Source organism: Sulfurovum sp. TSL1, from assembly GCF_019972135.1.
GTDB lineage: Bacteria > Campylobacterota > Campylobacteria > Campylobacterales > Sulfurovaceae > Sulfurovum.
In genome coordinates, this window is record NZ_BPFI01000002.1 from 1 (window position 1) to 22892 (window position 22892).

Annotated in this window: 23 protein-coding genes; 18 read left to right on the plus strand and 5 right to left on the minus strand. The window is 43.4% G+C overall.

Annotation, left to right across the window (positions count from 1 at the left end; genetic code table 11):
• Positions 1–140: 140 nt before the first annotated feature.
• Positions 141–299, minus strand: coding sequence for a hypothetical protein (locus LDM98_RS08865; protein WP_223899078.1), 159 nt, complete (start codon positions 297–299; stop codon positions 141–143).
• A gap of 47 nt (positions 300–346) precedes the next feature.
• Positions 347–1819, minus strand: a complete 1473-nt coding sequence (locus tag LDM98_RS08870; protein WP_223899079.1) for an NAD(P)/FAD-dependent oxidoreductase — start codon at positions 1817–1819, stop codon at positions 347–349.
• Positions 1820–2096: 277 nt separating this feature from the next.
• Here LDM98_RS08870 and LDM98_RS08875 point away from each other — a divergent pair, with 277 nt between their 5' ends.
• From LDM98_RS08875 to LDM98_RS08905, 7 genes are read left to right on the plus strand one after another with little or no spacing between them, the layout of a single operon-like run.
• Positions 2097–4244 carry an ABC transporter substrate-binding protein gene (locus tag LDM98_RS08875; RefSeq protein ID WP_223899080.1) on the plus strand — a complete coding sequence of 716 codons (2148 nt, stop codon included), beginning with the start codon at positions 2097–2099 and terminating at the stop codon, positions 4242–4244.
• Positions 4238–5215 (plus strand): ABC transporter permease, encoded by a 978-nt coding sequence (locus tag LDM98_RS08880; protein ID WP_223899081.1) that lies wholly within the window; start codon positions 4238–4240, stop codon positions 5213–5215. The genes LDM98_RS08875 and LDM98_RS08880 overlap by 7 nt, the downstream gene beginning before the upstream one ends.
• On the plus strand, positions 5212–6582 hold the full coding sequence (locus LDM98_RS08885) for an ABC transporter permease (protein ID WP_223899082.1): 1371 nt from the start codon (positions 5212–5214) through the stop codon (positions 6580–6582). Before LDM98_RS08880 ends, LDM98_RS08885 begins: the two co-directional genes overlap by 4 nt.
• The gene (locus tag LDM98_RS08890) at positions 6579–8201 is read left to right on the plus strand and encodes an ABC transporter ATP-binding protein (RefSeq protein ID WP_223899083.1); all 1623 of its coding nucleotides are present in this window, start codon (positions 6579–6581) and stop codon (positions 8199–8201) included. The genes LDM98_RS08885 and LDM98_RS08890 overlap by 4 nt, the downstream gene beginning before the upstream one ends.
• Positions 8185–8817: an HAD family hydrolase gene (locus tag LDM98_RS08895; protein ID WP_223899084.1), complete on the plus strand. Its 633-nt coding sequence runs from the start codon at positions 8185–8187 to the stop codon at positions 8815–8817. Before LDM98_RS08890 ends, LDM98_RS08895 begins: the two co-directional genes overlap by 17 nt.
• Positions 8818–8877: 60 nt before the next feature.
• Positions 8878–9393, plus strand: coding sequence for an S-ribosylhomocysteine lyase (gene luxS / locus LDM98_RS08900; protein ID WP_223899085.1), 516 nt, complete (start codon positions 8878–8880; stop codon positions 9391–9393).
• 30 nt (positions 9394–9423) lie between these two features.
• The gene (locus tag LDM98_RS08905; RefSeq protein ID WP_223899086.1) at positions 9424–10206 is read left to right on the plus strand and encodes a tRNA (5-methylaminomethyl-2-thiouridine)(34)-methyltransferase MnmD; all 783 of its coding nucleotides are present in this window, start codon (positions 9424–9426) and stop codon (positions 10204–10206) included.
• Here LDM98_RS08905 and LDM98_RS08910 read toward each other — a convergent pair.
• Both LDM98_RS08910 and LDM98_RS08915 read right to left on the minus strand, forming a co-directional pair.
• Positions 10186–10479, minus strand: coding sequence for a cupin domain-containing protein (locus tag LDM98_RS08910; RefSeq protein ID WP_223899087.1), 294 nt, complete (start codon positions 10477–10479; stop codon positions 10186–10188). The genes LDM98_RS08905 and LDM98_RS08910 overlap by 21 nt on opposite strands.
• Positions 10479–11096, minus strand: coding sequence for a riboflavin synthase (locus LDM98_RS08915; RefSeq protein WP_223899088.1), 618 nt, complete (start codon positions 11094–11096; stop codon positions 10479–10481). Before LDM98_RS08915 ends, LDM98_RS08910 begins: the two co-directional genes overlap by 1 nt.
• A gap of 241 nt (positions 11097–11337) precedes the next feature.
• Between LDM98_RS08915 and mnmG the strand changes: the two genes are divergently transcribed.
• From mnmG to LDM98_RS08960, 9 genes are all read left to right on the plus strand, one after another.
• Complete coding sequence (gene mnmG, locus LDM98_RS08920; RefSeq protein ID WP_223899089.1) at positions 11338–13218, plus strand: tRNA uridine-5-carboxymethylaminomethyl(34) synthesis enzyme MnmG; 1881 nt, start codon at positions 11338–11340, stop codon at positions 13216–13218.
• Between the two features lie 107 nt (positions 13219–13325).
• Complete coding sequence (locus LDM98_RS08925) at positions 13326–14210, plus strand: sulfurtransferase (RefSeq protein ID WP_223899090.1); 885 nt, start codon at positions 13326–13328, stop codon at positions 14208–14210.
• A gap of 315 nt (positions 14211–14525) precedes the next feature.
• Positions 14526–15038, plus strand: coding sequence for a Rieske 2Fe-2S domain-containing protein (locus LDM98_RS08930; protein ID WP_223899091.1), 513 nt, complete (start codon positions 14526–14528; stop codon positions 15036–15038).
• A 12-nt stretch (positions 15039–15050) separates the two neighbouring features.
• On the plus strand, positions 15051–16280 hold the full coding sequence (locus LDM98_RS08935; RefSeq protein WP_223899092.1) for a cytochrome bc complex cytochrome b subunit: 1230 nt from the start codon (positions 15051–15053) through the stop codon (positions 16278–16280).
• A gap of 1 nt (position 16281) precedes the next feature.
• Positions 16282–17268: a c-type cytochrome gene (locus tag LDM98_RS08940; RefSeq protein WP_223899093.1), complete on the plus strand. Its 987-nt coding sequence runs from the start codon at positions 16282–16284 to the stop codon at positions 17266–17268.
• 129 nt (positions 17269–17397) lie between these two features.
• Positions 17398–18375 (plus strand): GTP 3',8-cyclase MoaA, encoded by a 978-nt coding sequence (gene moaA / locus LDM98_RS08945; protein WP_223899094.1) that lies wholly within the window; start codon positions 17398–17400, stop codon positions 18373–18375.
• Entirely contained in the window at positions 18375–19133 is a 759-nt protein-coding gene (locus tag LDM98_RS08950) for a 7-carboxy-7-deazaguanine synthase QueE (RefSeq protein ID WP_223899095.1), read from the plus strand. Before moaA ends, LDM98_RS08950 begins: the two co-directional genes overlap by 1 nt.
• Positions 19134–19193: 60 nt before the next feature.
• Entirely contained in the window at positions 19194–19775 is a 582-nt protein-coding gene (locus tag LDM98_RS08955; protein WP_223899096.1) for a 6-carboxytetrahydropterin synthase, read from the plus strand.
• A 50-nt stretch (positions 19776–19825) separates the two neighbouring features.
• Positions 19826–20410, plus strand: a complete 585-nt coding sequence (locus LDM98_RS08960; protein ID WP_223899097.1) for a c-type cytochrome — start codon at positions 19826–19828, stop codon at positions 20408–20410.
• A gap of 30 nt (positions 20411–20440) precedes the next feature.
• On the opposite strand, the gene glp is transcribed toward LDM98_RS08960, so the two are convergent.
• Positions 20441–21658 carry a gephyrin-like molybdotransferase Glp gene (gene glp, locus LDM98_RS08965; protein WP_223899098.1) on the minus strand — a complete coding sequence of 406 codons (1218 nt, stop codon included), beginning with the start codon at positions 21656–21658 and terminating at the stop codon, positions 20441–20443.
• Positions 21659–21745: 87 nt separating this feature from the next.
• Here glp and LDM98_RS08970 point away from each other — a divergent pair, with 87 nt between their 5' ends.
• Together LDM98_RS08970 and LDM98_RS08975 are read left to right on the plus strand one after the other, a co-directional pair.
• On the plus strand, positions 21746–22171 hold the full coding sequence (locus LDM98_RS08970; RefSeq protein WP_223899099.1) for a hypothetical protein: 426 nt from the start codon (positions 21746–21748) through the stop codon (positions 22169–22171).
• Positions 22172–22173: 2 nt separating this feature from the next.
• A complete protein-coding gene (locus LDM98_RS08975) occupies positions 22174–22842 on the plus strand; it encodes a 16S rRNA (uracil(1498)-N(3))-methyltransferase (RefSeq protein WP_223899100.1) in 669 nt (222 codons plus the stop codon).
• Positions 22843–22892: the final 50 nt, after the last annotated feature.

The following is a 22892-nucleotide window of genomic DNA, read 5'->3' on the forward strand; positions in this document are numbered from 1 at the left end:
TTTGAAATCAGAATCAGCTTTTTTTCTTCGTGTTAACCCTTAATATCCCTCTTTTTTTGGTAATTTGCAAGTGGCTCAATATATAAATTTATAAGGTTTTTATAGTAGAGTACTTTAGACTTGCTAAAGTACATAAGGTCTTAGTGGCTTTTGCTTACTACGATGAGCATTTTAATGTTGATCACAATAAATCGAATGAATTGCCAAATTTTACAGGTTCGCATTGCTCTTGCAAATTTCCCCGGGATCATGGTTAAGTTAAATTGTTCATTTTGAAAATTTACTTCTTCTTCTTTCATATTGCCTCCTTTTTTACAGTATTTTTAAATGTGTCGTTTCGGGTTATTTATTCAGGTATCAACGTCCATCCCGGTCTGAGTTTTGCCTTGTAGATGAACATATGGTGCAGGACATGTTTGATCCAGTGGCCTGCAAGACCGATCTCCCCAAAGGTATAGTCTGTATCACGACCTGTGCCAGGATACTTTTCAAAATCGGGTACCACAGGGTAGACGGTCATGGATGCAGCCTGACCGTCAAAGAGACCTTTACCGGCACTTGCAACACACGCTGCACCCATTTCTGCCATAGAAGCCTCATGAAGATGTGCATTTTCTCCATGCTTGATCATATCGCATACAGAGCGGGCAACCGCCTTACCGATGATACCCGCAGGCATACCTGTTCTTGGGGGTGTAGGGTTGATCGGTGTGCCGTTAGGGGAACTCATAGGCTTAGAGATAAGATGCGGTGGCGCAAATGCGATACCACAGGCAAAGATATTATTGAATAACGGGTTTTGGTAGGTTCTTGGCCAGTCAGAGGCTTTCCAGTTCTCATAAGCACCTGCATCATATTTTGCATCCACTTTCATAAACCCGTTTGGTGCAAAGAGTGTTTCCGTCATATCTGAACCGTCTTTGTCATAGGCTTTAAGCCCTACACCGGAAAATGGCGGGATCAGCATAGAGAAGTCGAACGCTTCTTCTCCCATAGATCCATCCAGAAGTTCATAATGGAGTTTGCCTGCTTCAACTTTGTTGACATGGGCTCCAATGATCCATGGCACATTTCTTTCAGCATAAAGGGATTCAGCAAAAAGTTTAGAACTGACAGTATAACCTCCCACTTTCATGTGAAGACCACCCATACCAAAGTCACCCAGGAATGATTCATTGGAGATCCATTTGATATCCAGCATATCACGGATACCCGCTTTTCTGGCTTCATGTTCAATGTTAAAGATGTATTCAAAGGCTGCCCCCTGACAGGTGCAGGTACCATGACCTGTACCTATCAGCAGTTTTTGCCTCTCACCTGCTTTTGCTTTTTCAAACACTTTTTCCAACGCTTCATTCGCATGTACCGCATGGTCCGCCGTACAGACAGAAACCGTATGTTCTCCCAAACCACCTTTACCATTCCCTAAACCAGGTGTTGCATCAAAGTTCAGTTTAGGTCCAGTGGCATTGATGAGATAATCATAGGTCAACTCTTCGGTGTGGCCTTTAGTCTCTTCTTTTGTAGATTCTATGATGATATATGGCGTATCACTGTCCGCTTTTCCATTTGGATGGATCGAAACTGCCAGGGCCTGCCTGTAGTCGATCCCTGCTTTTTTATAGACCGGTGCGAGAGGAAAGACAACATCTTCTTTTGTCATCTCACCTACACCCACCCAGATATTAGACGGGATCCAGTTCCATTGAGAATTAGGTGTCACTACCACCACTTCATGCGCTTTGCCCAGCCATTTTTTTGCAAATGTTGCAGCGGTGTGGCCTGATACGCCACCGCCCATTACTACTAATCGTGCCATCTTCGTCCTTTTATAAATGGTATAGACTCATTTTAGAGGATACATTTTTAAAAAGGAATTAAAATCAATAAAATGAATGATAAATATCATTAAAAATTATCTTTTGACGGTTAATACCTACAGTTTATGCACCAAAAATAGATGCGCTGTCAATCAATCTTATTTATCTTATTGGGTCTCTATAGGTCCGAATTAGCCTAAAATTACTAAAGTATGCTACTATTTTAGCTCTGATATAATTTTAGAAGAAGTTCATGACAAGGAAAGATCAAAATAGATGCAGATAGTGATAATAAAGATCTTTTTATGGATGATGATCGTATCATCTCTTCATGCAGATGTTTGGAATAACCCTCATAGCAAGGAAAAGAGTGCTTCCAATACGCTTTTTACCTCTTTCTCGATCTCCCCAAAAAGACTGGACCCGGTTGTTTCATACAATGCGAATGAGTGGGCATTCATTGGTCAGATTTATGAACCTCCGTTGCAATACAATTATCTTCAAAGACCCTATACACTTGAGCCACTGACACTTATTCAAATGCCAACGATACGTTATTTGAATAAAGAGAGACAAGAGGTAGATGAAAATGATAAGCGTGTCGTGTTCAGCGAATACCGTCTGGATCTTAGAAAAGATATCATGTATCAAAACCATCCTGCTTTTGCCAAAGATGAAAAAGGACATCTCCTCTACGCGGCATTGAGCAAAGAAGAACTTGAAAAGATAGAGACACTGGATGATTTTCCAAAGCAGGATACACGTCGTCTGCTGGCAGAAGATTATGCCTATGCCATAAAACGTATGGGGGTAAGGCAGAACCATTCCCCTATTTTGGACACGATGCAAACCTATATTGTGGGGTTAAAATCCTATTCGCATGCCATTACAAAGATAGCAAGAGAAAAGAAGGCAAAGGGAGAAGTACTTGATCTGCGTGCGTATGATCTTCCCGGTGTAAAGGTTTTAGATGAGTATACCTTGGTCATAGAGATAGAAGGAAAATACCCGCAGTTTCTCTATTGGCTTACGATGAATTTTTTTGCACCGATTCCCTGGGAGGCAGATCTCTTTTACCAGCAGCAGGGACTAGTGGCTAAAAATCTGACGCTCAATTGGTATCCTGTGGGGACAGGCGCCTATTATTTGGCAGAGAACAATCCAAATAAACAGATGCGTCTGGTGAAAAACCCGAATTTTCATGATGAGGTGTATCCCGGATCAGACCATGAGGATGCAGGGAAGAAATTACCGTTTATAGATGAAATCATTTATGCCCTGGAAAAAGAGAGCATCCCTTTATGGAACAAGTTTTTACAGGGCTATTATGATGCATCAGGCATCAGCTCGGAAGCCTTTGACCAAGCGGTACAGATATCTTCATCGGGTACGATGGGGCTCAGTGAAGAGATGCAGAAAAAAGGTATATCGCTGATCGGATCTGTAGAACCTTCCATTTACTACATGGCATTTAATATGGTAGACCCCGTTGTCGGCGGATATACAGAGTCAGCCAGAAAATTAAGGCAGGCGATCAGTATTGCTATCGATCAGGAAGAGTATATCTCCATCTTTATGAATGAAAGAGGTATCGCAGCACAAAGTGTGATACCTCCTGGTATTTTTGGATATGAAGAGGGAGAAGAAGGTACCAATAGTGTGGTCTATGACTGGGTTGACGGCAAGAGAGTACGCAAGTCATTGGCGTTTGCCAAGCAACTTTTGGCAGAAGCGGGATACCCAAACGGTGTTTCAAACAAAACAGGAAAGCCTTTAAAACTTCACTATGATGCCACTGCCACGGGTCCTGATGACAGAGCTTTGATGGATTGGTATCGTAAACAGTTTGATGCTCTGGGTATACAGCTTGTGATACGTGCGACTGACTATAACCGCTTCCAGGATAAAGTACGTAAAGGGAAGACACAACTTTTTTCATGGGGTTGGAATGCAGATTATCCGGATCCGGAAAATTTCCTCTTTTTGCTTTATGGGGGAAATGCCTCTATCGATACCAATGGTGTGGGGATCAACTCTTCAAATTATAAAAATCCTGTGTTTGACAAACTCTTTGAAAAAATGAAAACGATGAAGAATACGCCCGAGAGAATGGAGATCATACGGAAAATGGTAAAAATATCCAGAGAGGATGCACCTTGGGTATGGGGTATTCACCCTAAATCTTTGGCCTTGTCGCATGCATGGTACCGTAATGTGGTCCCCAATGCCATGGCAAACAATACACTGAAGTATAAACGTATTGATGCTGCTTTGCGGGTAGAAAAACAAAAAAAGTGGAATCAGCCTGTCGTCATGCCATTGATCATCTTGGCCTTGTTTCTGTTGATCATGGTATTTTCACTTCGTCGTATTTATAGAAATAGACAAAACAGGGTGATCTTTCAAGAGGAGGGTCTATGTTAGCCTATATCATTAGACGTATACTGTATGCGATACCTATACTGATAGGGGTCAACCTGATTACCTTTATGCTGTTCTTTATGGTCAACAGCCCAGACGATATGGCAAGAGCACAGTTGGGTGCGAAGCAGGTCACGCCTGAACTCATACGGTCATGGAAAGAGGCGAGAGGCTATGACAAACCTCTGTTTGTCAATACCAAAGCCCAAGGGTTTGCTCAGGTATCAGATACCCTTTTTGTACAAGAGTCACTCAAACTTTTCACCTTTGATTTTGGCTTTTCAGACAGCAAACGTGATATAGGATCCGATATCAAAGAGCGTATGATCCCCAGTCTCTCTATTGCTTTGCCTACCTTTGTGATCGCACTGATCACTAACATTAGTCTGGCATTGCTTTTGGTACTTTTTAGAGGTTCCATGTTGGATACAGGCATGATGATCATCGCAGTGATGATCATGTCGGTCTCCGGGCTCTTTTATATCATTGCAGGGCAGGTCCTTTTTTCCAAGATCTGGCACTGGGTACCTATATCGGGCTATGAGAGCGGATGGGACGGCATCAAGTTCATTCTCTTGCCTGTGATGATAGGGGTGTTCTCGGGTATAGGGTCAGGCGTACGTTGGTACAGAAGTATCTTTTTGGAACAGGTCAACCAGGATTATGTGCGTACCGCAAGGGCCAAAGGACTCTCTGAAATTAAAGTATTGTTTGGACATGTATTGCGTAACGGAATGCTTCCTATTTTGACAGGAGTGGTGGTCATCATTCCTTCACTGTTTATGGGAAGTCTTATTATGGAATCCTTTTTTGGTATTCCCGGACTTGGTTCCTACACGATAGATGCGATCAATTCGCAAGATTTTGCTATCGTCAAAGCGATGGTCTTTTTAGGTTCGGTCCTTTATATCCTGGGATTGATCTTGACAGATATCTCTTATACACTTTTTGATCCGCGGGTGCAGCTCTCATGAAACTGGTATTACTTTGGACAGATATGCTGGTATGGTCATTGGTCATAGTACTTTTGTTGTGGTCATGGGTGATCTCGCGTTCTCCTCAAATAAAGAAACAATGGCATACGATCTTTAGATCAAGTATTGCGATGGCTTCTTCAACGGTACTTTTGTTTTATCTATTGTTTACTTTGCTGGACTCTATCCATTTGCGTTTGGCACTTCCTCTTGAACTACAAAAGAGTCAGGAGGTAGTGTATGAGTCTGAAATGGTCTCCCTTCTCGATCTACTCTTTGAACATACGATTCAACATACAGAGCGTACCTACTCTGCGCCTTTTGCAACGGTGGAGTATACCAGTTCCATTCTGGTAGATGAAAATGGAGTGACCAAACAGGTTCACCTGCCTTTAAAACATGTGTCTACGGAAGATAATTTTGTGAAAGAATCCGTGATCGCATTGGGTGTAGGGCTGATAGTAAGTCTGTCACTGGTGCTGTTGCATATCTGGTGGAGAGAACGATCAAGGTTTATGCTTGCATGCAAAGAGACGTGGCGGGGAGAAAGTGCATTGCCATGGCGTTCGGCTTATGTGACATTCATGGGTTTGGTGATGGCATTTACCTGGCTTTATATGCTTAGCGACTCGTATCATGTATTGGGCACAGATAAAGTGGGCGGGGATGTACTGTATCAAAGTTTCAAGAGCATTCGTACCGGGGTCCTCATAGGGATACTCACCACACTGATCATGTTGCCTGTAGCGGTAATCCTGGGTGTCAGTGCGGGGTTGTTCGGCGGCTGGGTAGATGATGTGATCCAGTACCTCTATACCACGCTCTCTTCGATCCCGGGTGTACTACTGATCGCAGCGGGAGTACTCTCTATGCAGGTGATGATGGGTAACCATCCCACATGGTTCGAGACCACCCTGGAACGTTCTGATCTGCGTTTGTTATTTCTTATTTTGATCCTTGGGATCACTTCATGGACAGGTTTATGCAGACTGTTGAGAGCGGAGACGCTTAAGCTCTCTCAAATGGAGTTTGTCACCGCTGCAAAAGCATTCGGTGTGAGCAAGTTGACTATTATCCGCCGTCACATTGTGCCAAATCTGATGCATATCATTCTTATTTCTGTGGTGTTGGACTTTTCTGGCCTGGTACTTGCAGAAGCGGTACTCTCCTATGTAGGCGTAGGGGTCGACCCAACGATGCACTCATGGGGAAATATGATCAATCAGGCGCGACTGGAGATGGCGAGAGAACCCATGGTGTGGTGGTCGCTCTTTTCAGCATTTGTATTCATGTTTATTTTGGTGTTGGCCGCCAATTTATTTTCTGACCGTATTCAAACGGTACTGGACCCTAGGAATAAAGTATGAGCAGTATCCTAACCATTAAAGATCTTTCGTTGAGTGTGGGAAGCGAAATAGTTTTGGATCATGTCAGTTTTGACATTCAGCATGGAGAGATCTTTGCTCTGGTGGGCGAGTCCGGGTCCGGTAAGTCTTTAACCTCATTGGCCATCATGCGACTCCTGCCTGAAGCCATAGCGGTGCGTTCAGGAGAGATCCATTTAAAAGAGAGCGCATTGTTTACGCTTCCGGAATCACAGATGCAAAAAGTGCGGGGCAGATCTATAGCGATGATCTTTCAGGAACCGATGTCCGCGTTGAACCCGGTGATGACAGTGGGTTCGCAGGTTGCAGAAGTGATAAAACTGCATTTGGGGCTCAAAAAAGAGCAGATCAGAGAGAAGGTACTCTCACTGTTTAGGGAAGTTGCACTGAAAGATCCTGAAGAACGTTACCATTGGTATCCGCACCAACTCTCCGGGGGGCAAAAACAAAGGGTGATGATAGCCATTGCACTTGCCTGTGAACCTGACCTGCTTATAGCGGATGAGCCTACCACGGCGCTGGATGTCACGATACAGGCGCAAGTACTGGGGTTATTAAAAAAGATATGCAAACAAAGAGATCTCTCTATTTTGTTTATCACGCATGATATGGCTGTCGTTTCAGAGATGGCTGACAGGGTTGCTGTGATGAAAAAAGGAAAGATAGTTGAGCAAGCAGCGTGTAAAGATTTTTTTACGCATCCGAAACATGCGTATACGAAACGTTTGCTGGCAGATGCCAGGGCTACAAAAGCATACAACAGAGCAGAAGCAGGATATGAACCTTTAATTGAGGTAGAAGGGCTAAAGGTACATTTCCCCATCAAAAAAGGTTTTTTTCAAAGAACAACAGGGTATGTCAAGGCGGTAGATGATGTCACATTTTCTATTGCAAAGGGAAAGACTCTGGCACTGGTCGGAGAATCAGGAAGCGGTAAAAGTACCATCGGTAAAGCCATACTCTCACTGCTGGATGAGACAGAGGGACAAGTGTACTTTGAGAAACAAAACCTGGTCGGGCTCGATAAAAAAGCTTTAAGCCCTTACAGACGTAAGATACAAGTGGTGTTTCAAGATCCTTTCTCTGCACTGAATCCCCGAATGACCATAGCCAATATCATTAGAGAAGGTATGATAAGTTTGGATGTGGGACCCAAAAGCAGAAGAGCACAAGATGCGTATATTGAGGCACTTCTTTTAAAGGTGGATCTGGAAGCTGTCCATATGCACCGTTATCCGCATGAGTTTTCAGGAGGACAACGTCAACGAATAGGTATCGCAAGAGCATTGGCTGTAGAGCCTGAACTGATCATTTGTGATGAACCTACTTCAGCACTTGATGTCACTGTACGGACACAGGTTTTAGCTCTTCTTACCAGACTGCAAAAAGAATCAGGGGTCTCGTATCTGTTTATTACCCATGATCTCTCTATTATCCCTGTGATAGCAGATGAGGTGGCTGTGATGAAAGAGGGTAAAATAGTTGAACAGGGTTTGGTAGCAGAGGTGATGGAAAATCCTCAGCATCCTTACACGCAAAAATTACTTGCGTCAGCACCAAAATTAATGCATAAAGAAAGAGAAAATGATAATACTATTTGATTTAGACGGAACACTGATTGACTCTACGGAGGCGATACTGGAGAGTTTTGATGTCGCCTTTAAAACATTTGGCACAGCAATACCGGATGAGGAACGCATTAAAGCAGAGATCGGACATCCTTTAGATGTGATGTTCGCTTCACTGGGTGTGGAGGAGACTTATGTAGATGCGCATGTAAAAGCATATAAAATGCATTATCAAAAGATCTCATGTGCCAAGACCGCGTTGCTTCCGGAGGCGAGAGAAGCAGTAGAACTTGCCAGCCAACATGCCGTTCTGGGAGTCGTAACGACCAAAACAGCCAAATATTCCATAGAGCTTTTGGAACATATGGGGCTGATGTCCTATTTTGATGTATTGGTAGGTAGAGAGGATGTGGAAAATCCAAAACCGCATCCCGAACCTATTTTCAAAGCATTGTCAAAATTGAAGAGTGAAAAAAATATCTATTGGATGATCGGCGATACGCCGATGGATATTTTGGCAGCCAAAGCAGCAAATATCAACAGTGTGGGTGTGACATGCGGATATGCAGATGAATCATTGCTGCTAAAACATACTGATAATGTCTCTAAAACGGCTCTTGAGGCTGTGAAATTCATTACGCTGCAATAACCAAGATTGAAAAATTAGTAAATCTCGCTATAATCAAAAAAATAGTTTGAAGGAAATCCTATGCCATTATTAGACAGTTTTACAGTAGACCATACGAAGATGATCGCACCTGCGGTACGTGTGGCTAAAAAGATGAGTAGTCCATGTGGAGATGACATCACTGTGTTCGATCTGCGTTTTTGTGTACCCAACGCGGAAGCACTGCCGGAAAAAGGTATCCATACACTGGAACATCTATTTGCCGGTTTTATGAGAGACCATCTCAACGGTAAAGATGTGGAGATCATCGATATTTCTCCTATGGGGTGCCGTACAGGTTTTTATATGTCACTCCTGGGGTCACCCAAAGCCAAAGAGGTGGCCAAAGCATGGAAGAAGTCGATGAAAGATGTCCTTGACGTTGAAAGCAAAAAAGATATTCCAGAACTGAATAAGTATCAGTGCGGAACCTATAAGATGCATTCATTGGGCGAGGCACATCTTATCGCACATACTGTTTTGGACAGAGGTATCGGTATTATGAACAACAAAAAACTCAAAATGACAAAAAAACAACTCAAAGAGGCAAACAAGTAGTGTATACCCTGATGCCTGCAGATATACTTGATGTATGACGAATCGTTAAGAGAAGAGAAAAAGCTGGTACTGTGTGAAGATGGTACCCATACACTCTTTTCTGTTGAGTTTGACGAACCTTACCACTCTACCAAAGACGGGGCACTGCATGAGTCTTTAGAGAAACATGTCAAACCCGCACTCTCTTTGAGTCAGGAAAAGAGCGAACTGACGATCCTGGACATCTGTTTCGGCCTGGGATATAATACTTTTGCCACACTCTATTACATCAAAAAAGAGGGTTTAAAGACAAAAGTACACATACTCTCTCCGGAGTTTGATGAAGGGCTGGTACGCTCTCTGGATACCTTTGCTTTCCCGCCGGAGTTTGAGAGTATCAGACACATTATCAAAGCGATCAGTACCGATCTTTACTATGAAGATGAACAGTTCAGGATAGAGATACTTCTGGGGGATGCACGAAAAAGTATCCCAAAGATAAAAGAGAAGATAGACATCATTTATCAGGATGCTTTTAGCCCCGCGCACAATCCGCTGCTTTGGACCAACGAACACTTTGCAGATATCAGGGCACTTTGCACAGAGGATGCACTGCTTACGACCTACTCAACAGCTGCAGCCGTACGTTTAGGACTGTATGAAAATGGTTTTTTCATTTTTGTGCACCGAGCTGAAATGATGCGTTACTCGACCGTGGCCAGCCTGCAACGGCTTGAGGGATTGGAATATATAGATATGGAACTGAAAAAAGTGCGTAATCCCCAGGCACGCAGTATGAAAGATGAAGCGTATTTAAAAGATATGGACCGTTAGCCAAAGCGTACCGTTTTTCGTATGCAGGACACGATGGGGCGTTTTTGCAGGGATGAAGAGTGTATCACCTTTTGTGAGTGTCTGTTCTGCCTGATCCAGCAGCAGCGTCGCTTCACCTTCGAGCAGAACCAGCCATTCATCCTCTTCCTGGATATATTCTGTCCCGTCCAAATGATCTGAGCTGACGATACGGTTTATTTTGATATTTTTATGTGCAAGAAGCGGGGTGAAGGTTTCACCGCTTTTGGGTGTGACAGTGTCGTAAATATTCACTAGTATGTCATCTGCAAGCTGTCGATTTCTTCCCAGCTCATACCTTTTTTAGTATTTCGGTGTGCAAGTATATGGTCGATGTATCGGGCAAACATATCGGTCTCTATATTGAGTTTGGTTCCTACTTTGTAGTTTTTCATCAGTGTCACTTCAAGTGTATGCGGGATGATGGTGAGTCTGAAATGATCTGTGCCTACATCATTGACGGTCAAAGAGATACCGTCTATGGTGATAGAGCCTTTGGGTATGATATGGGCGATGTATTTGGGATCCACCGTGATGATGAAGTCTGTGGCATTCTCTCTGGGGGTAATCTGTGAGACCGTACCGACACAATCGATATGCCCCTGCACGATGTGCCCTTCAAAGCGGTCATGCATCATCATGGCAGGTTCCATATGCACAGCACCGGAGAGCTTGCTCTCATCGATGATGGAACGTGTTTCATCTGCCAGTTCAAGGTCAAAACCGTCACTGTGCAGCTTGATAACCGTTAAACAGACACCGTTGATCGCTATAGAGTCTCCCATTTTTGCTTTATGTTTAGACTTGATGGTCAAGATGTTATTTTGGTAGCTTTTAACAGTAGCAATTTCACGAATTAAACCTGTAAACATAGACTTCCTTGATTAGAACATATTTTGAACAAAGTCCAAAATTGTATATTTATGATTAACTTGCCATCTAGGCAAATTATCAAAAATATATTGCTGACGCTAAGTCAACTTCAGCAGTTGGCTCATACGACTAGCCGTATTTTAATAATATTTTTTTTGGATATAATTCGATTATTATAGCAAAATATATATTTTTTCTTGTTCCCGGCTTCGGCTTGTGAATAAGAGGTAAGGTTTTTTTATGAATTATGATGTCATAGTCATCGGTGGCGGACATTCGGGGATAGAGGCTTCTTTGGCTTCTGCACGTATGGGCAGTAAAACACTGATGATCACAATTTTAGCAGAACAGATAGGGGCTTCTTCCTGTAACCCGGCCATAGGCGGACTGGCCAAGGGCCACCTGGTACGTGAAGTCGATGCACTTGGCGGTGAGATGGGTCTGTGTACAGATAAAACGGGTATACAGTTCCGTACGCTCAATGCCTCCAAAGGTCCGGCAGTAAGAGGAAGCCGTGCACAGATAGATATGGATGAGTATCGTATCTATATGCGCAATGTGGTACTCAACACGGAAAATCTTGATGTCAAACAGGAGATAGCAGAAGGTTTAATCATAGAAGAGGGCGAGGTCAAAGGTGTCACGACACAGCTGGGCAATACCTATACCGCATCCAAGGTCATCATCACGGCAGGAACGTTCCTTAACGGCCTCATCCACATAGGTGAGAAAAAACAAACAGCAGGACGGCAGGGTGAATTTGCCTCTGTGGAGTTGGCAGAGTATCTGCGTGGGCTGGGATTGAATATCGGGCGTCTTAAAACAGGTACCTGTGCACGTATCGATGCGAAGAGTGTAGACACATCGGGTATGGAGATACAACCCGGAGACACACCGCCGCCGCCTTTTTCGTTCAGAACCGATAAAAAGACATTTAATCCTAAGCAACTGCCTTGTTATGTCACCTACACCAATGAAGACACCCATGAGATCATTGAGAGTAACTTCTACAGGGCACCGATGTTCTCAGGTCAGATCGAAGGGGTCGGACCGCGTTACTGTCCAAGCATCGAAGATAAGATCAACCGATTCAGGGACAGACCCAGACACCAGATATTCGTAGAGCCTCAGACGATCGATGAAACCGAGTATTATATCAACGGTATGAGTACCTCTTTACCCACAGATGTACAGCTTGAGATGGTACGCTCTGTGGCAGGGATGGAAAATGCAAAAATAGTCCGTTACGGGTATGCCATAGAGTATGACTACATCCAGCCGACAGAGTTGAAACATACGCTTGAAACGAAGAAGATCAAAGGGCTCTATACAGCGGGTCAGATAAATGGTACGACCGGATATGAAGAAGCAGCAGCACAAGGACTCATGGCAGGGATCAATGCTGCATTGAGCATACAAGGGAAAGAGCCTTTCATTCTCAGACGTGATGAAGCCTATATCGGAGTACTGATAGATGATCTGGTGACCAAAGGCACCAAAGAGCCATACCGTATGTTCACCAGCCGTGCAGAGTACAGACTGCTTCTGCGTGAAGACAATGCAGACATGAGACTTTCGCATTACGGAAAAGAGCTGGGACTTTTGGATGATGCGTATATTCAACGATTTGAAAAGAAAAAAGCCAATATTGAAGAGGCACTGGATTACTTGAGAGTCCATCATGCCACGCCTACCAAAGAGTTTTTGGCCAAACTTGAGTCTATAGGGGCAATGAAGATCAATGACAAAACCTATATGATGGATGTCATAGGTCGCGGTGAGTTCAACAGAGAAAAGTTGATTACGCTTCTGCCGGAGTTTGACAAGTATGATGATGAGGTTATAGAACAGATTCTGATCGAAGCAAAATACAGCCGTTATATAGAGAAACAGCAGCAGCAGATCCTGCAGATGGATGATATGCTGAAGATCAAAATACCGGAAGGTTTTGCCTATAGAAATATCGCAGGATTGAGCAATGAGATCGTGGAGAAACTCGAACTGGCTACGCCTCCTACGCTGTTTGCAGCGTCACAGATATCAGGTGTGACACCTGCGGCACTGGAGATCATTCACGTGCATATCAAAATGGCTCAAAAGAACAGACAAAAAGATAAGTGAGAGTAGAAGAGAGGCGATAAATCTTAAAGAAAAAAATTATTATCTAATAATATCTATCTTTAAGTTAGACTACCTTAGAATAAATAAATTATTTATAAAGGTTCAGTATGAAAACGTTTCTCTTCTCTCTTCTCCTTTCGGTTGCCGCATTTGCCATCGAACCATTGGTCGACACCACATGGCTTCAGCATCATATCGGTGACAAAAAACTCCGAATTGTAGAGGTTTCGACCCCGAAAAGTTATACATCAGGGCACATCAAAGATGCACTGCATACGACTATAGATAAATGGAGGGTCAATCATGGTACGTTTATCACTATCAGAAGCGCACAAGAGATCCAAAAAGAGATCCGAAGACTAGGCATTGATGCATCTACAGAGGTCGTACTCTATGCAGATATCCAAACGCCAAAAGATTTTCTCAAAGCAAGTTACATTTTCTGGGCTCTGAATTACCACGGGATCACAAATGTAGCGTTTTTAGATGGTGGCAAACAGGCATGGATAGAAGAAGGCGCAGCACTTGAGAGTACTATACCGGCAATAGCGGCGAGCAGTTATAAGGTAAAGATCCAACCGGCACTGATCGCAGACAGAACGTATGTAGAAGAGCATATAGGAAAACTTCCGATGCTTGATGCAAGGCCGAGTGATAAATATCTTGGTATCGCACCTACAGCGACGGTAGCAAGGGACGGACACATTAAGGGAGCGATGAGCTATTCCTGGAACTATTCGGTAGAGAGTGACTACACGCTAAAAGAGAGTAAAAAGCTGGAAACACTCTTTAAAGAGGGATACAAACTTGATAAAGAGAGTGAGGTCATTGTCTATTGTACAGGTGGTCTTGAAACTTCATTTAACTATTTTGTTTTAAGCGGTGTGCTTGGGTACAAACATGTAAGACTCTATGATGCTTCAATGAAGGAGTGGGGAAACCGTAGAGATACGCCAATGGTCCAATACACGTACGAGGTATTTAAAAAATAGGCTGCTTTTACGCACGCCTCCTCTTGTAACTGTAACCTATTTCAATACACCATAAAAATATCGTGATCTAACACGATAGAAATAGACTCTGATCCTATGGTAATTTTAGCTACGAATTCCACCTTGGGATATAGGATGTATGATGATAGATATAGAGAAAAAAGCCAGAATATGATACAAAAGTATTAAAATAATAAATTATTATAAATATAAATTAAATTGATAATATTTTTAATTTATGGTTCTTTTACACTTCTTCTTTAATCATAAGTACAATACAATATAAACATAGTTTTGATTTATGGAGGATTAAAGATGAAAGAAAATGAAAAAGATCGTCGGGACTTTATGGGCATGGCACTGGGTGCATGTGCTGCAGTAGGGGGTGTAGGTGCACTTTATGCTGCAAAACGTACTTGGGACCCATTGCCGAGTGTCAAGGCAGCCGGATTTACTACGATCGATCTCAGCGGTGCACAGGAAAATGTACTGAATATTGAAAAATGGAGAGGAAAACCGATCTTCGTTTTGAAAAAATCAGCAGATATGAAAGCAGATGAGAGAGATATCGTGATCGGGTCAGATAGATTTCACGTTTCTATAGGTCTTTGTACACACTTAGGATGTATCCCTGCCTATGAGAAAGACCAGCATAAGTTCAAATGTGCGTGTCATGGTGGTGAATTTGATGCAAGCGGACACCAAATTTTCGGTCCTCCCCCAAGTCCTCTTGTCATCCCTCCGTTTAAAATAGATGGAACAAAGCTTGTTCTTGGCGAGTCAGGTCCGGAATATCAAAAAATGTTAGATGCCGGTATAACGGCATAAGGAGGGGGGATTATGGCACATTTTGAAAAGGCAAAAAATCTTAATGAGTGGTTGGATCAGCGTTTAGCCATCAATACGCTCAAAAGAGTACTCAATACAGAATACTGGATCCCGAAAGATATTAACTTCCTCTGGGCAATGGGGATGGTCCTGGCGGCAACATTCGGGATGCTCGTACTCTCCGGTATCTTCTTACTTATGTATTATAAACCGGATACAAACCTTGCATTTGATTCAGTGAACTATACGATCATGAGCGAAGTAGGGTATGGCTGGTTCTGGAGACATATTCACGGTGTAGGTGCGTCCATCGTATTCCTTATCATCTATATTCATATGTTCACAGGTATCTATTATGGTTCCTATAAAAAAGGTAGAGAGCTTATCTGGCTATCTGGTATGGGACTGTTTGTTGCATTCTCGGCAGAGGCTTTCTCTGGATATATGCTGCCTTGGGGGCAGATGAGTTACTGGGCGGGTATGGTTATTACCAACCTGTTCTCTGGAGGTTCACTAGAGTTAAATGGCTTGGTTGAGTGGATACGTGGTGATTATGTCCCGGGCGATGCGTTCCTGACAAGATTCTTCATGTTACATGTATTGTTGCTCCCATTGGTGATCATCGGGCTTATCGTACTGCATTTTGGTACGCTGAGAATACCACATGTCAACAACCAGGAAGGTGCAGAGATCGACTTTAAAGAGGCAGCGGATCTTTGGAAAGCAGGTAAGAAAAAAGAGTCTAAAGTGATCCCTTTCTCTCCGGTATTCTTAAGTAAAGATATCTTTGTGATGGGTGTCTATTTTATACTCTTCTTTTACTTGGTATTCTATAACTTTAACTTTGCAATGGACCCGGTGAACTTTGACCCGGCAGACGGTCTTAAAACACCGGCACACATCTATCCTGAGTGGTACTTCCTGTGGTCTTACGAGATCTTGCGTCCGTTCGGCAAAGATGCCGGTCTGATCGCATTTGCTATTGCACAGTTAGCACTGTTCTTCCTACCGTTTATAGACAGAAGTCCGAATGTGGCTCCGGCACATAAAAGAGGGCTTTTCCAAGTGTGGTTCTGGGTATTGATTATCGATATGATCGCTCTGACTGCGATGGGTAAACTACCGCCGACAGACCCTACATTTGCATTCATAGGTTTGGTATCAGCATGGACATTCTTGGCACTGGGACCGATCTTGTTCATCATTACCATGTTTGAGAAAAAAATAGAGAAAGGAGCATAACATGAGAGAGTTGAAAATATTAGCAGTTGTTGTCTTCTTTTCGCTATTGACCTATTATCTGGTAGAGCCTTATGCACACCATGAAATGCATAAGAAAGTGGACGCTCAGGGGAATGAGATCAAGATAGAAAGCCATGATTTTTTCTATGATGGCAAAGATGATATTATTGAGGCAGAACGTGCGGGTGACGCTTCGAAACTGGTTGCAAAAGAAGCATTCTGGGCTGATGTCGCAGCTGTGGCCAAACTTGAAGGAAATGCTGCAGCAGGTGAAGCTGGCTTTGGCCTATGTATGGGGTGTCACAATGGAGCAAACATGAACATGGGTGGCGTGATACCGCCAAATCTTGATCATGCAGGTGCACTTTATGATAAAAATTATCTTATCGCACTGATCAAAGATCCTGCCATGGCATCCAACGTGGATCATAAGTATGCGGATACCATGATGCACCCGATGGGTTCGATCAAATCTATGATGACAGACAACCAGCAAATTGCCGATGTGGTAGCGTATATAATTGAGAATAAATCAGGTGAAGTAAGCCCTAAAGAAGCCTATATGGAAGCATGTATGAGATGTCATGCCCTTCGTTATGGAAAACTGACACAGTTGGGTGAAACACCGGCATTCAAACAGGAAAAAGAGGCACTTGCGTATAAGATAAAAGTGATCGATGAGCAGGATGCGGTAAAAGCCTATATGGGTAAACTGCCTCCTGATCTTTCTATGATCATTAGAGCAAGAAGTGAACATTTCATGGAGACATTTATCGAAAATCCGCAAAGTCAATTGGCTGGAACATCGATGCCTAGAGTCGGATTAAGCCATGAAGGATTTGAGAAGGTCAAAGCCTACCTTACTGAGGTGTGTGATCCAAGTAAAGCACAAAGAGAAGCGATCGGACCGATCGTGATCGGTTTCTTTATCCTCTTCTCACTTCTTGCACTGCTGTGGAAGAAGTCGCAATGGAGAGATCTACACTAATCTAGCGATTTAGGACAAGGGTCTCCTTGTCCTTACTTTCTTCATATCCATTATCCTTTTTTTATCTACATTTAGGTACCCTAAGAAAAAATTTTAAGAAATTTTAAAAAATTATACATTGGATTTTATATGCTTATAGATGGACATGGCCGTACAGTCAACTACTTACGTATCTCAGTGACAGAACGTTGTAACTTCAGATGTCAATACTGTATGCCGGAAAAACCTTTTTCATGGGTACCTAAAGAGAACCTGCTTACTTTTGAAGAACTTTTTTTATTTGTCAAAGTTGCCGTTGATGAAGGGGTAACGAAAATTCGTCTGACAGGCGGGGAACCGTTACTGAGAGAAGACCTGGATACATTTATCAAGATGATATCTGATTATAAGCCTGATATCGACCTCGCCTTGACCACCAATGCCTATCTCCTACCGGAAGCGGCACAACGACTTAAGGATGCAGGGCTTAAAAGGCTGAACATTTCACTCGATTCCCTGCGTGCAGATGTGGCAGCGAAGATCGCAGGGAAAGATGTACTTCCTCAAGTCCTGAAAGGTATCGATAAAGCTTTAGAAGTGGGACTTAAAGTGAAGATCAATATGGTACCTCTTAAAGGTATCAATGATGGTGAGATCCTTGATATCATGGAGTACTGTAAAGCACGTAACATCAAAGTGCGTTTCATAGAGTATATGGAAAACAGACATGCGGATCAGGCGCTCAAGGGTATGCACGGCAGAGAGATACTTGAGAGGGTCAAAGAGAAGTATACGATCCATGCCTTAGGAAGGGAAGGAGCCAGTCCCTCGTTTAACTATGCACTGGAAGATGGTACAGAGTTTGGGTTGATAGACCCTCATAAACATGATTTCTGTGAAAGCTGCAACCGTATACGTTTGACTGCCGAAGGGAATCTTATCCCCTGTCTCTATTTTGATGAAGCGATGAGCATTGCAGAATCAGTGAAAAAGGGTGATATCCAGGGTGCAGCAGATGTTTTGGCACAGGTACTCAAAGACAAACCCAAAGAGAACCGCTGGAGTGAAGAGAACCCTAATGAAGAAAAAGAGATCTCTTCACGTGCTTTTTATGAAACTGGTGGCTGATGTTTTACCTTACTGAACAGTTTTTCTCGATCCAGGGTGAAGGCAAATACGCCGGGGTACCTTCGTATTTTTTACGTACAGGCGGATGTAATTTGAGTTGTCCCGGTTTTGGTGCAAGTTATGAAGTCGACGGTGAAGTACGTTATGGCTGTGATACCTATTTTGCGGTAGACAGTGCGTATGCCAAATCCTGGATAAAAGTAGATGACAGCAGAACACTGATCGAGAGCCTTCAAAATGAATTCAGCCATATAGGCTATAAACCGCATATGGTCATTACAGGGGGTGAGCCCCTGATGTATCATAGTGATAAAGTATTTTATGCTGTCATTGAGTGGCTGGTTGCGGAGGGGATCGAGGTCACTTTTGAAACCAACGGTACGATCATGATCGATTTTGAAACGTATCCTGCCTACAGATCCTGCATCTTTGCACTCTCATTAAAATTGGCCAATTCAGGTGAACCGGAAGGGAAGCGTATCATCCCTGAAGCACTTCGGTCCATACGCGATCATGCCAAAGAGTCTTTTTTGAAATTTACCATTGATGCGGATCTGGTAAACACTTCTGCAGAGGATGAGATAGCGTCTATCCGGCAGATCCTGCCTGAGCTTCCGGTCTATTGTATGCCTGTGGGTGAAAGCAGGAATACGATTTGGAAAAATGACAAAGCAGTGTTTGAATTCTGTATGAAACATAATTTCAGGTACAGTGACAGACTGCATATACGCGTTTTTGATACTACACAGGGTGTATAACCTAAATTTTAGCTAGCTTGGTTAAAATCAGATTAATATACTCCTATTTGAGGAAGAAAGATGTTGATCAGAAAACTTTTTAAATTTGAAAATGCGCATATTGTACGAGATTGTACGACACAGCGCTGCAGCGAAAATATCCATGGACACTCTTATAAAATTGAAGTACTTTTAGAGTCAAACTATCTGGATGATGGACAAATGGTGTATGATTTTGGACTGACCAAACGGGTTATCAAAGAGCTGATAGACTCGTTTGATCATGCGATCACACTTTGGTCCAAAGATGATACAAAGTATGTAGAAGCGATGAAAACCTATAGCAACAGATGGGTGGAACTGCCTGTTTCTCCTTCGGCCGAACAGTTCTCCCGTGTGATCTACCTGATGGTGGAACGTGTTTTGGCATGTACAGATATGCAAAATGGGGAGAGAGAGGTCAAGCTTCACAGTATCATTGTACATGAGACCGAGACGGGATATGCACAAGGGTTCAAAGAAGATGCCCATAGTGAACTGATGGGAACGATCAAGCTTGAAGATATTGTATTCTCTCCTCAAGTACAAAGTGAATGGAGCGACAGTGCACTTTGGGAAAAACTGCTGAATCATATTCACATTAAAAACCCAAAAAAAGTATAGATCCCTTTTTTTGGATATAATAGTAGCATAAACGAAAGAAGGAAAGAAATATGAAAAACAGTACATTACTTTCTCTTGTAGCAGCAGCGGTGTTGTTTACAGCATGTGGAGAAGAGACACAAAAAGTCGCAGCCGAAGTGAATACGACCAAAGTAGCTGAAGCCGTTCAAAAAGATACTCTCAATGCTGCAGAGGCAGCGAAGAGCAAAATAACCGAGACGGCAGAAGCAGCAAAAGTCGAAGCCGAAGAGATGGCGGATGCAGCAGCGGAAAAAGCGGCAGCAGCAAAAGCAGCAGCGGCATCCAAAGCAGCTGAGGCAGTGGAAGCCGTGAAGGAAAAAACAGCAGAGTTGACGGAATCTGAAGCAACGGCCATGACATCGGAAACACCAGAAGCCCCGGCAGCCTATGCAAAATGTACAGGGTGTCATGGTGCGAACGGTAAGACCAAAGCACTGGGTAAATCAGCGATCATAGCCGGTCAAGACAAAGAAACACTGATCACTTCACTCAAAGAGTACAAAGCCGGTACAAAAAATGTAGCGGGTATGGGTTCACTGATGAAGGGGCAGGTAGCAACGATGTCTGATGAAGAGATCGAAGCAGTAGCGGAGTATCTTTCACAAATCAAATAGCTTATAGAGGGTAAGGCCCCTCTTTTGCTATTAACGCGTAAAGAGATCTTCCTTTTGCGAAGCGGTCAATTCCCAATTGATCGGTAGTATCTTCACTATTCTGCCTTTTTCAAGCAGCGAGATCTCCGGTGTGGTGATGAGCATGGCATTGGCCTGCTCCAAAGGTGAGATCATTCCGGGAAGCTGTTTTGAGAACGGCATAAATGTCTCTCCGTCAAAGATACCTAAACGTACGGTATGTTTCCCTGATCTTAGTGTGAAATCCTCTTTTATCTGTGTGGATATCGTATGGTGATAATGGGCCTTCATACCGGACATTTTACGTATGGCAGCACGTACAAACATCTCATAGTTCACCATCGATGCAAGCGGGTTCCCGGGCAGGTTGATCACAACGGTCTCTCCTATGGTCCCAAACGCAGTTGGTTTGCCCGGTTTGATATCTACTTTGTCAAAGTGCAGTGTCATACCCAGGTTTGTAAAAGCCTCTTTGGTGAAGTCTCTGTCTCCCATACTGATACCGCCGGATGTGATGATGATATCCGCGTTCAACGCAGATCTGATAGCAGCGGTCAAAGACTCCAAAGTATCACCGGAACTTCCTATGTATTGTACTTCACATCCCAGTTCTTCGGCGCGTGCCAGGAACATAGGGGTATTCGAGTTGTAGAGCTGGTGCGGGGCTATTTTTTCGTAGTGCGGACGCAGTTCATCCCCGGTACCGAACACAGCCACTTTGATCTTGCGTGTCACCCGCAGATGGGTCACTCCCTGGCTGGCAAGCAGTGCGATGCTGTATGCCGTGACCTTCTCTCCTTTGTGCAGGTAGACGGTTCCGCTCTTGATATCTTCACCCGCACGTCTGATATGCGCGTCTTTTTTGATCTCTTCGGGTAGGGTGACCTGTGTGCCGTTGACCGTGGTATGCTCAACGGGAATGATGGCTTCACACCCCTTTGGAATCGGTGCACCGGTCATGATCTTGATGGCCTTTGCAGCCTGAAGCGTCATTTGAGGATCATCTCCGGCATAGATCACATCTGTACACTCCACGGTACTGTTCGCATCGGCACATTTCACGGCATAGCCATCCATGGCAGAGTTGTCAAAACGCGGGAGATCGAATGCAGCGATGGAGTCTTCACTCATTACACGTCCCAATGCCATCTCTATAGGTATGACCTCAGAGTTTACCACAGGGGTATTTTTATCAATAATATCAAGTGCTTGGGTGATGGAAACCGGCATGCTGGACCTTTAAAATTAAGTTAGGTTGATTATAACTAAATAGGGTATAATCCACTTTTAAACAAATCAAAATTACAGGAAATTCGTATGGTAGAAGAGATGTTAGCCGCACACAGTATTTTAGTGAAAGTCTTTTTGGGCTTTTTGGTTGGAGGGTTATTGATCCCGATAGTGACAGCAAAAAACCCATTGGGATTTAAAAAAGCAAGTTTCATCTATACGATGATCTTTCAGGCACTGGCTACTATGATCGCATTTTCGGGTATCGTAGCTGTGTTTACAGGTGATCTGGGCTGGTCGGTAACGACGATCATCATGGTCGTGGTCTGGGCGGTATTGATGTATATCGAGATCAAGAAGTATAAGCTGATCAAAATAGCCAATCTAGACAATGTGGAGGCGCACAAGTTGCTCAAAGGTGCATTTTTGAAAATATCTTTCGTGCAGATCCTGCTGGTGGCTGTGATGATCGTACTGATGGTCCTTAAAGCCAAAGGTATCATAGCACTGTAAGCATGTTGTATCTTTATCAGAAAGAGGCAGGGCAGCCTCAGCTTACCCTGCTTGGAGACGAGCATCGTTACATTTTCAAAGTACGCAGACATAAGGTAGAGGATACTTTGTATCTTCGTAACCTTGAAGATGGACTCCTTCATCGCTATCTGATCACCTACATGGATAAACACTCCGTCAACCTTGAACTGCAAGAGAGTCAAACACTTGAGATCAAAGCACAAGTACCGTTGCATATTGGTTGGTGTGTGATCGACCCTAAAAATATAGAAAAGGTCCTTCCCTCTTTGAATGAAATGGGTGTAGAGAAGATCACGTTTATCTACTGTGCCCGTTCACAAAAAAGTTTCAAACCGGATTTCAAACGATGGGAAAAGATCCTTTTAAACTCTTCTCAGCAGTCCGGACGCAGTGTGATGATGCAGTTGCATGCAGCCGAAAGCCTTGAAGCGTTTATCGCTGAAAATCCCCAAAGTTATCTTCTGAACTTTTCAGAAAATACACTCTCATCAGAACTCAGTATCGATACGATCGTGGTCGGATGCGAAGGGGGAGTGACGGAGGATGAAGTAGCGCTTTTTGCACCGGAGAGAATGATCGGGTTTGATACGCCTTTGGTACTCAAAAGTGAGAGTGCTGTGTGTGCGGTCGCTGCAAAAATACTCCTCTAAATACAGCAGTGGTATGCTTCATTTTGTTGTGAGACTAAGGTAAACATAAA

Coding starts and splice junctions, on each gene's coding strand:
- LDM98_RS08865 (WP_223899078.1), bottom strand. CDS start 299: ATGAAAGAAGAAGAAGTAAATTTTCAAAATGAACAATTTAACTTAACC.
- LDM98_RS08870 (WP_223899079.1), bottom strand. CDS start 1,819: ATGGCACGATTAGTAGTAATGGGCGGTGGCGTATCAGGCCACACCGCT.
- LDM98_RS08875 (WP_223899080.1), top strand. CDS start 2,097: ATGCAGATAGTGATAATAAAGATCTTTTTATGGATGATGATCGTATCA.
- LDM98_RS08880 (WP_223899081.1), top strand. CDS start 4,238: ATGTTAGCCTATATCATTAGACGTATACTGTATGCGATACCTATACTG.
- LDM98_RS08885 (WP_223899082.1), top strand. CDS start 5,212: ATGAAACTGGTATTACTTTGGACAGATATGCTGGTATGGTCATTGGTC.
- LDM98_RS08890 (WP_223899083.1), top strand. CDS start 6,579: ATGAGCAGTATCCTAACCATTAAAGATCTTTCGTTGAGTGTGGGAAGC.
- LDM98_RS08895 (WP_223899084.1), top strand. CDS start 8,185: ATGATAATACTATTTGATTTAGACGGAACACTGATTGACTCTACGGAG.
- luxS (WP_223899085.1), top strand. CDS start 8,878: ATGCCATTATTAGACAGTTTTACAGTAGACCATACGAAGATGATCGCA.
- LDM98_RS08905 (WP_223899086.1), top strand. CDS start 9,424: ATGTATGACGAATCGTTAAGAGAAGAGAAAAAGCTGGTACTGTGTGAA.
- LDM98_RS08915 (WP_223899088.1), bottom strand. CDS start 11,096: ATGTTTACAGGTTTAATTCGTGAAATTGCTACTGTTAAAAGCTACCAA.
- mnmG (WP_223899089.1), top strand. CDS start 11,338: ATGAATTATGATGTCATAGTCATCGGTGGCGGACATTCGGGGATAGAG.
- LDM98_RS08925 (WP_223899090.1), top strand. CDS start 13,326: ATGAAAACGTTTCTCTTCTCTCTTCTCCTTTCGGTTGCCGCATTTGCC.
- LDM98_RS08930 (WP_223899091.1), top strand. CDS start 14,526: ATGAAAGAAAATGAAAAAGATCGTCGGGACTTTATGGGCATGGCACTG.
- LDM98_RS08935 (WP_223899092.1), top strand. CDS start 15,051: ATGGCACATTTTGAAAAGGCAAAAAATCTTAATGAGTGGTTGGATCAG.
- LDM98_RS08940 (WP_223899093.1), top strand. CDS start 16,282: ATGAGAGAGTTGAAAATATTAGCAGTTGTTGTCTTCTTTTCGCTATTG.
- moaA (WP_223899094.1), top strand. CDS start 17,398: ATGCTTATAGATGGACATGGCCGTACAGTCAACTACTTACGTATCTCA.
- LDM98_RS08950 (WP_223899095.1), top strand. CDS start 18,375: ATGTTTTACCTTACTGAACAGTTTTTCTCGATCCAGGGTGAAGGCAAA.
- LDM98_RS08955 (WP_223899096.1), top strand. CDS start 19,194: ATGTTGATCAGAAAACTTTTTAAATTTGAAAATGCGCATATTGTACGA.
- LDM98_RS08960 (WP_223899097.1), top strand. CDS start 19,826: ATGAAAAACAGTACATTACTTTCTCTTGTAGCAGCAGCGGTGTTGTTT.
- glp (WP_223899098.1), bottom strand. CDS start 21,658: ATGCCGGTTTCCATCACCCAAGCACTTGATATTATTGATAAAAATACC.
- LDM98_RS08970 (WP_223899099.1), top strand. CDS start 21,746: ATGGTAGAAGAGATGTTAGCCGCACACAGTATTTTAGTGAAAGTCTTT.
- LDM98_RS08975 (WP_223899100.1), top strand. CDS start 22,174: ATGTTGTATCTTTATCAGAAAGAGGCAGGGCAGCCTCAGCTTACCCTG.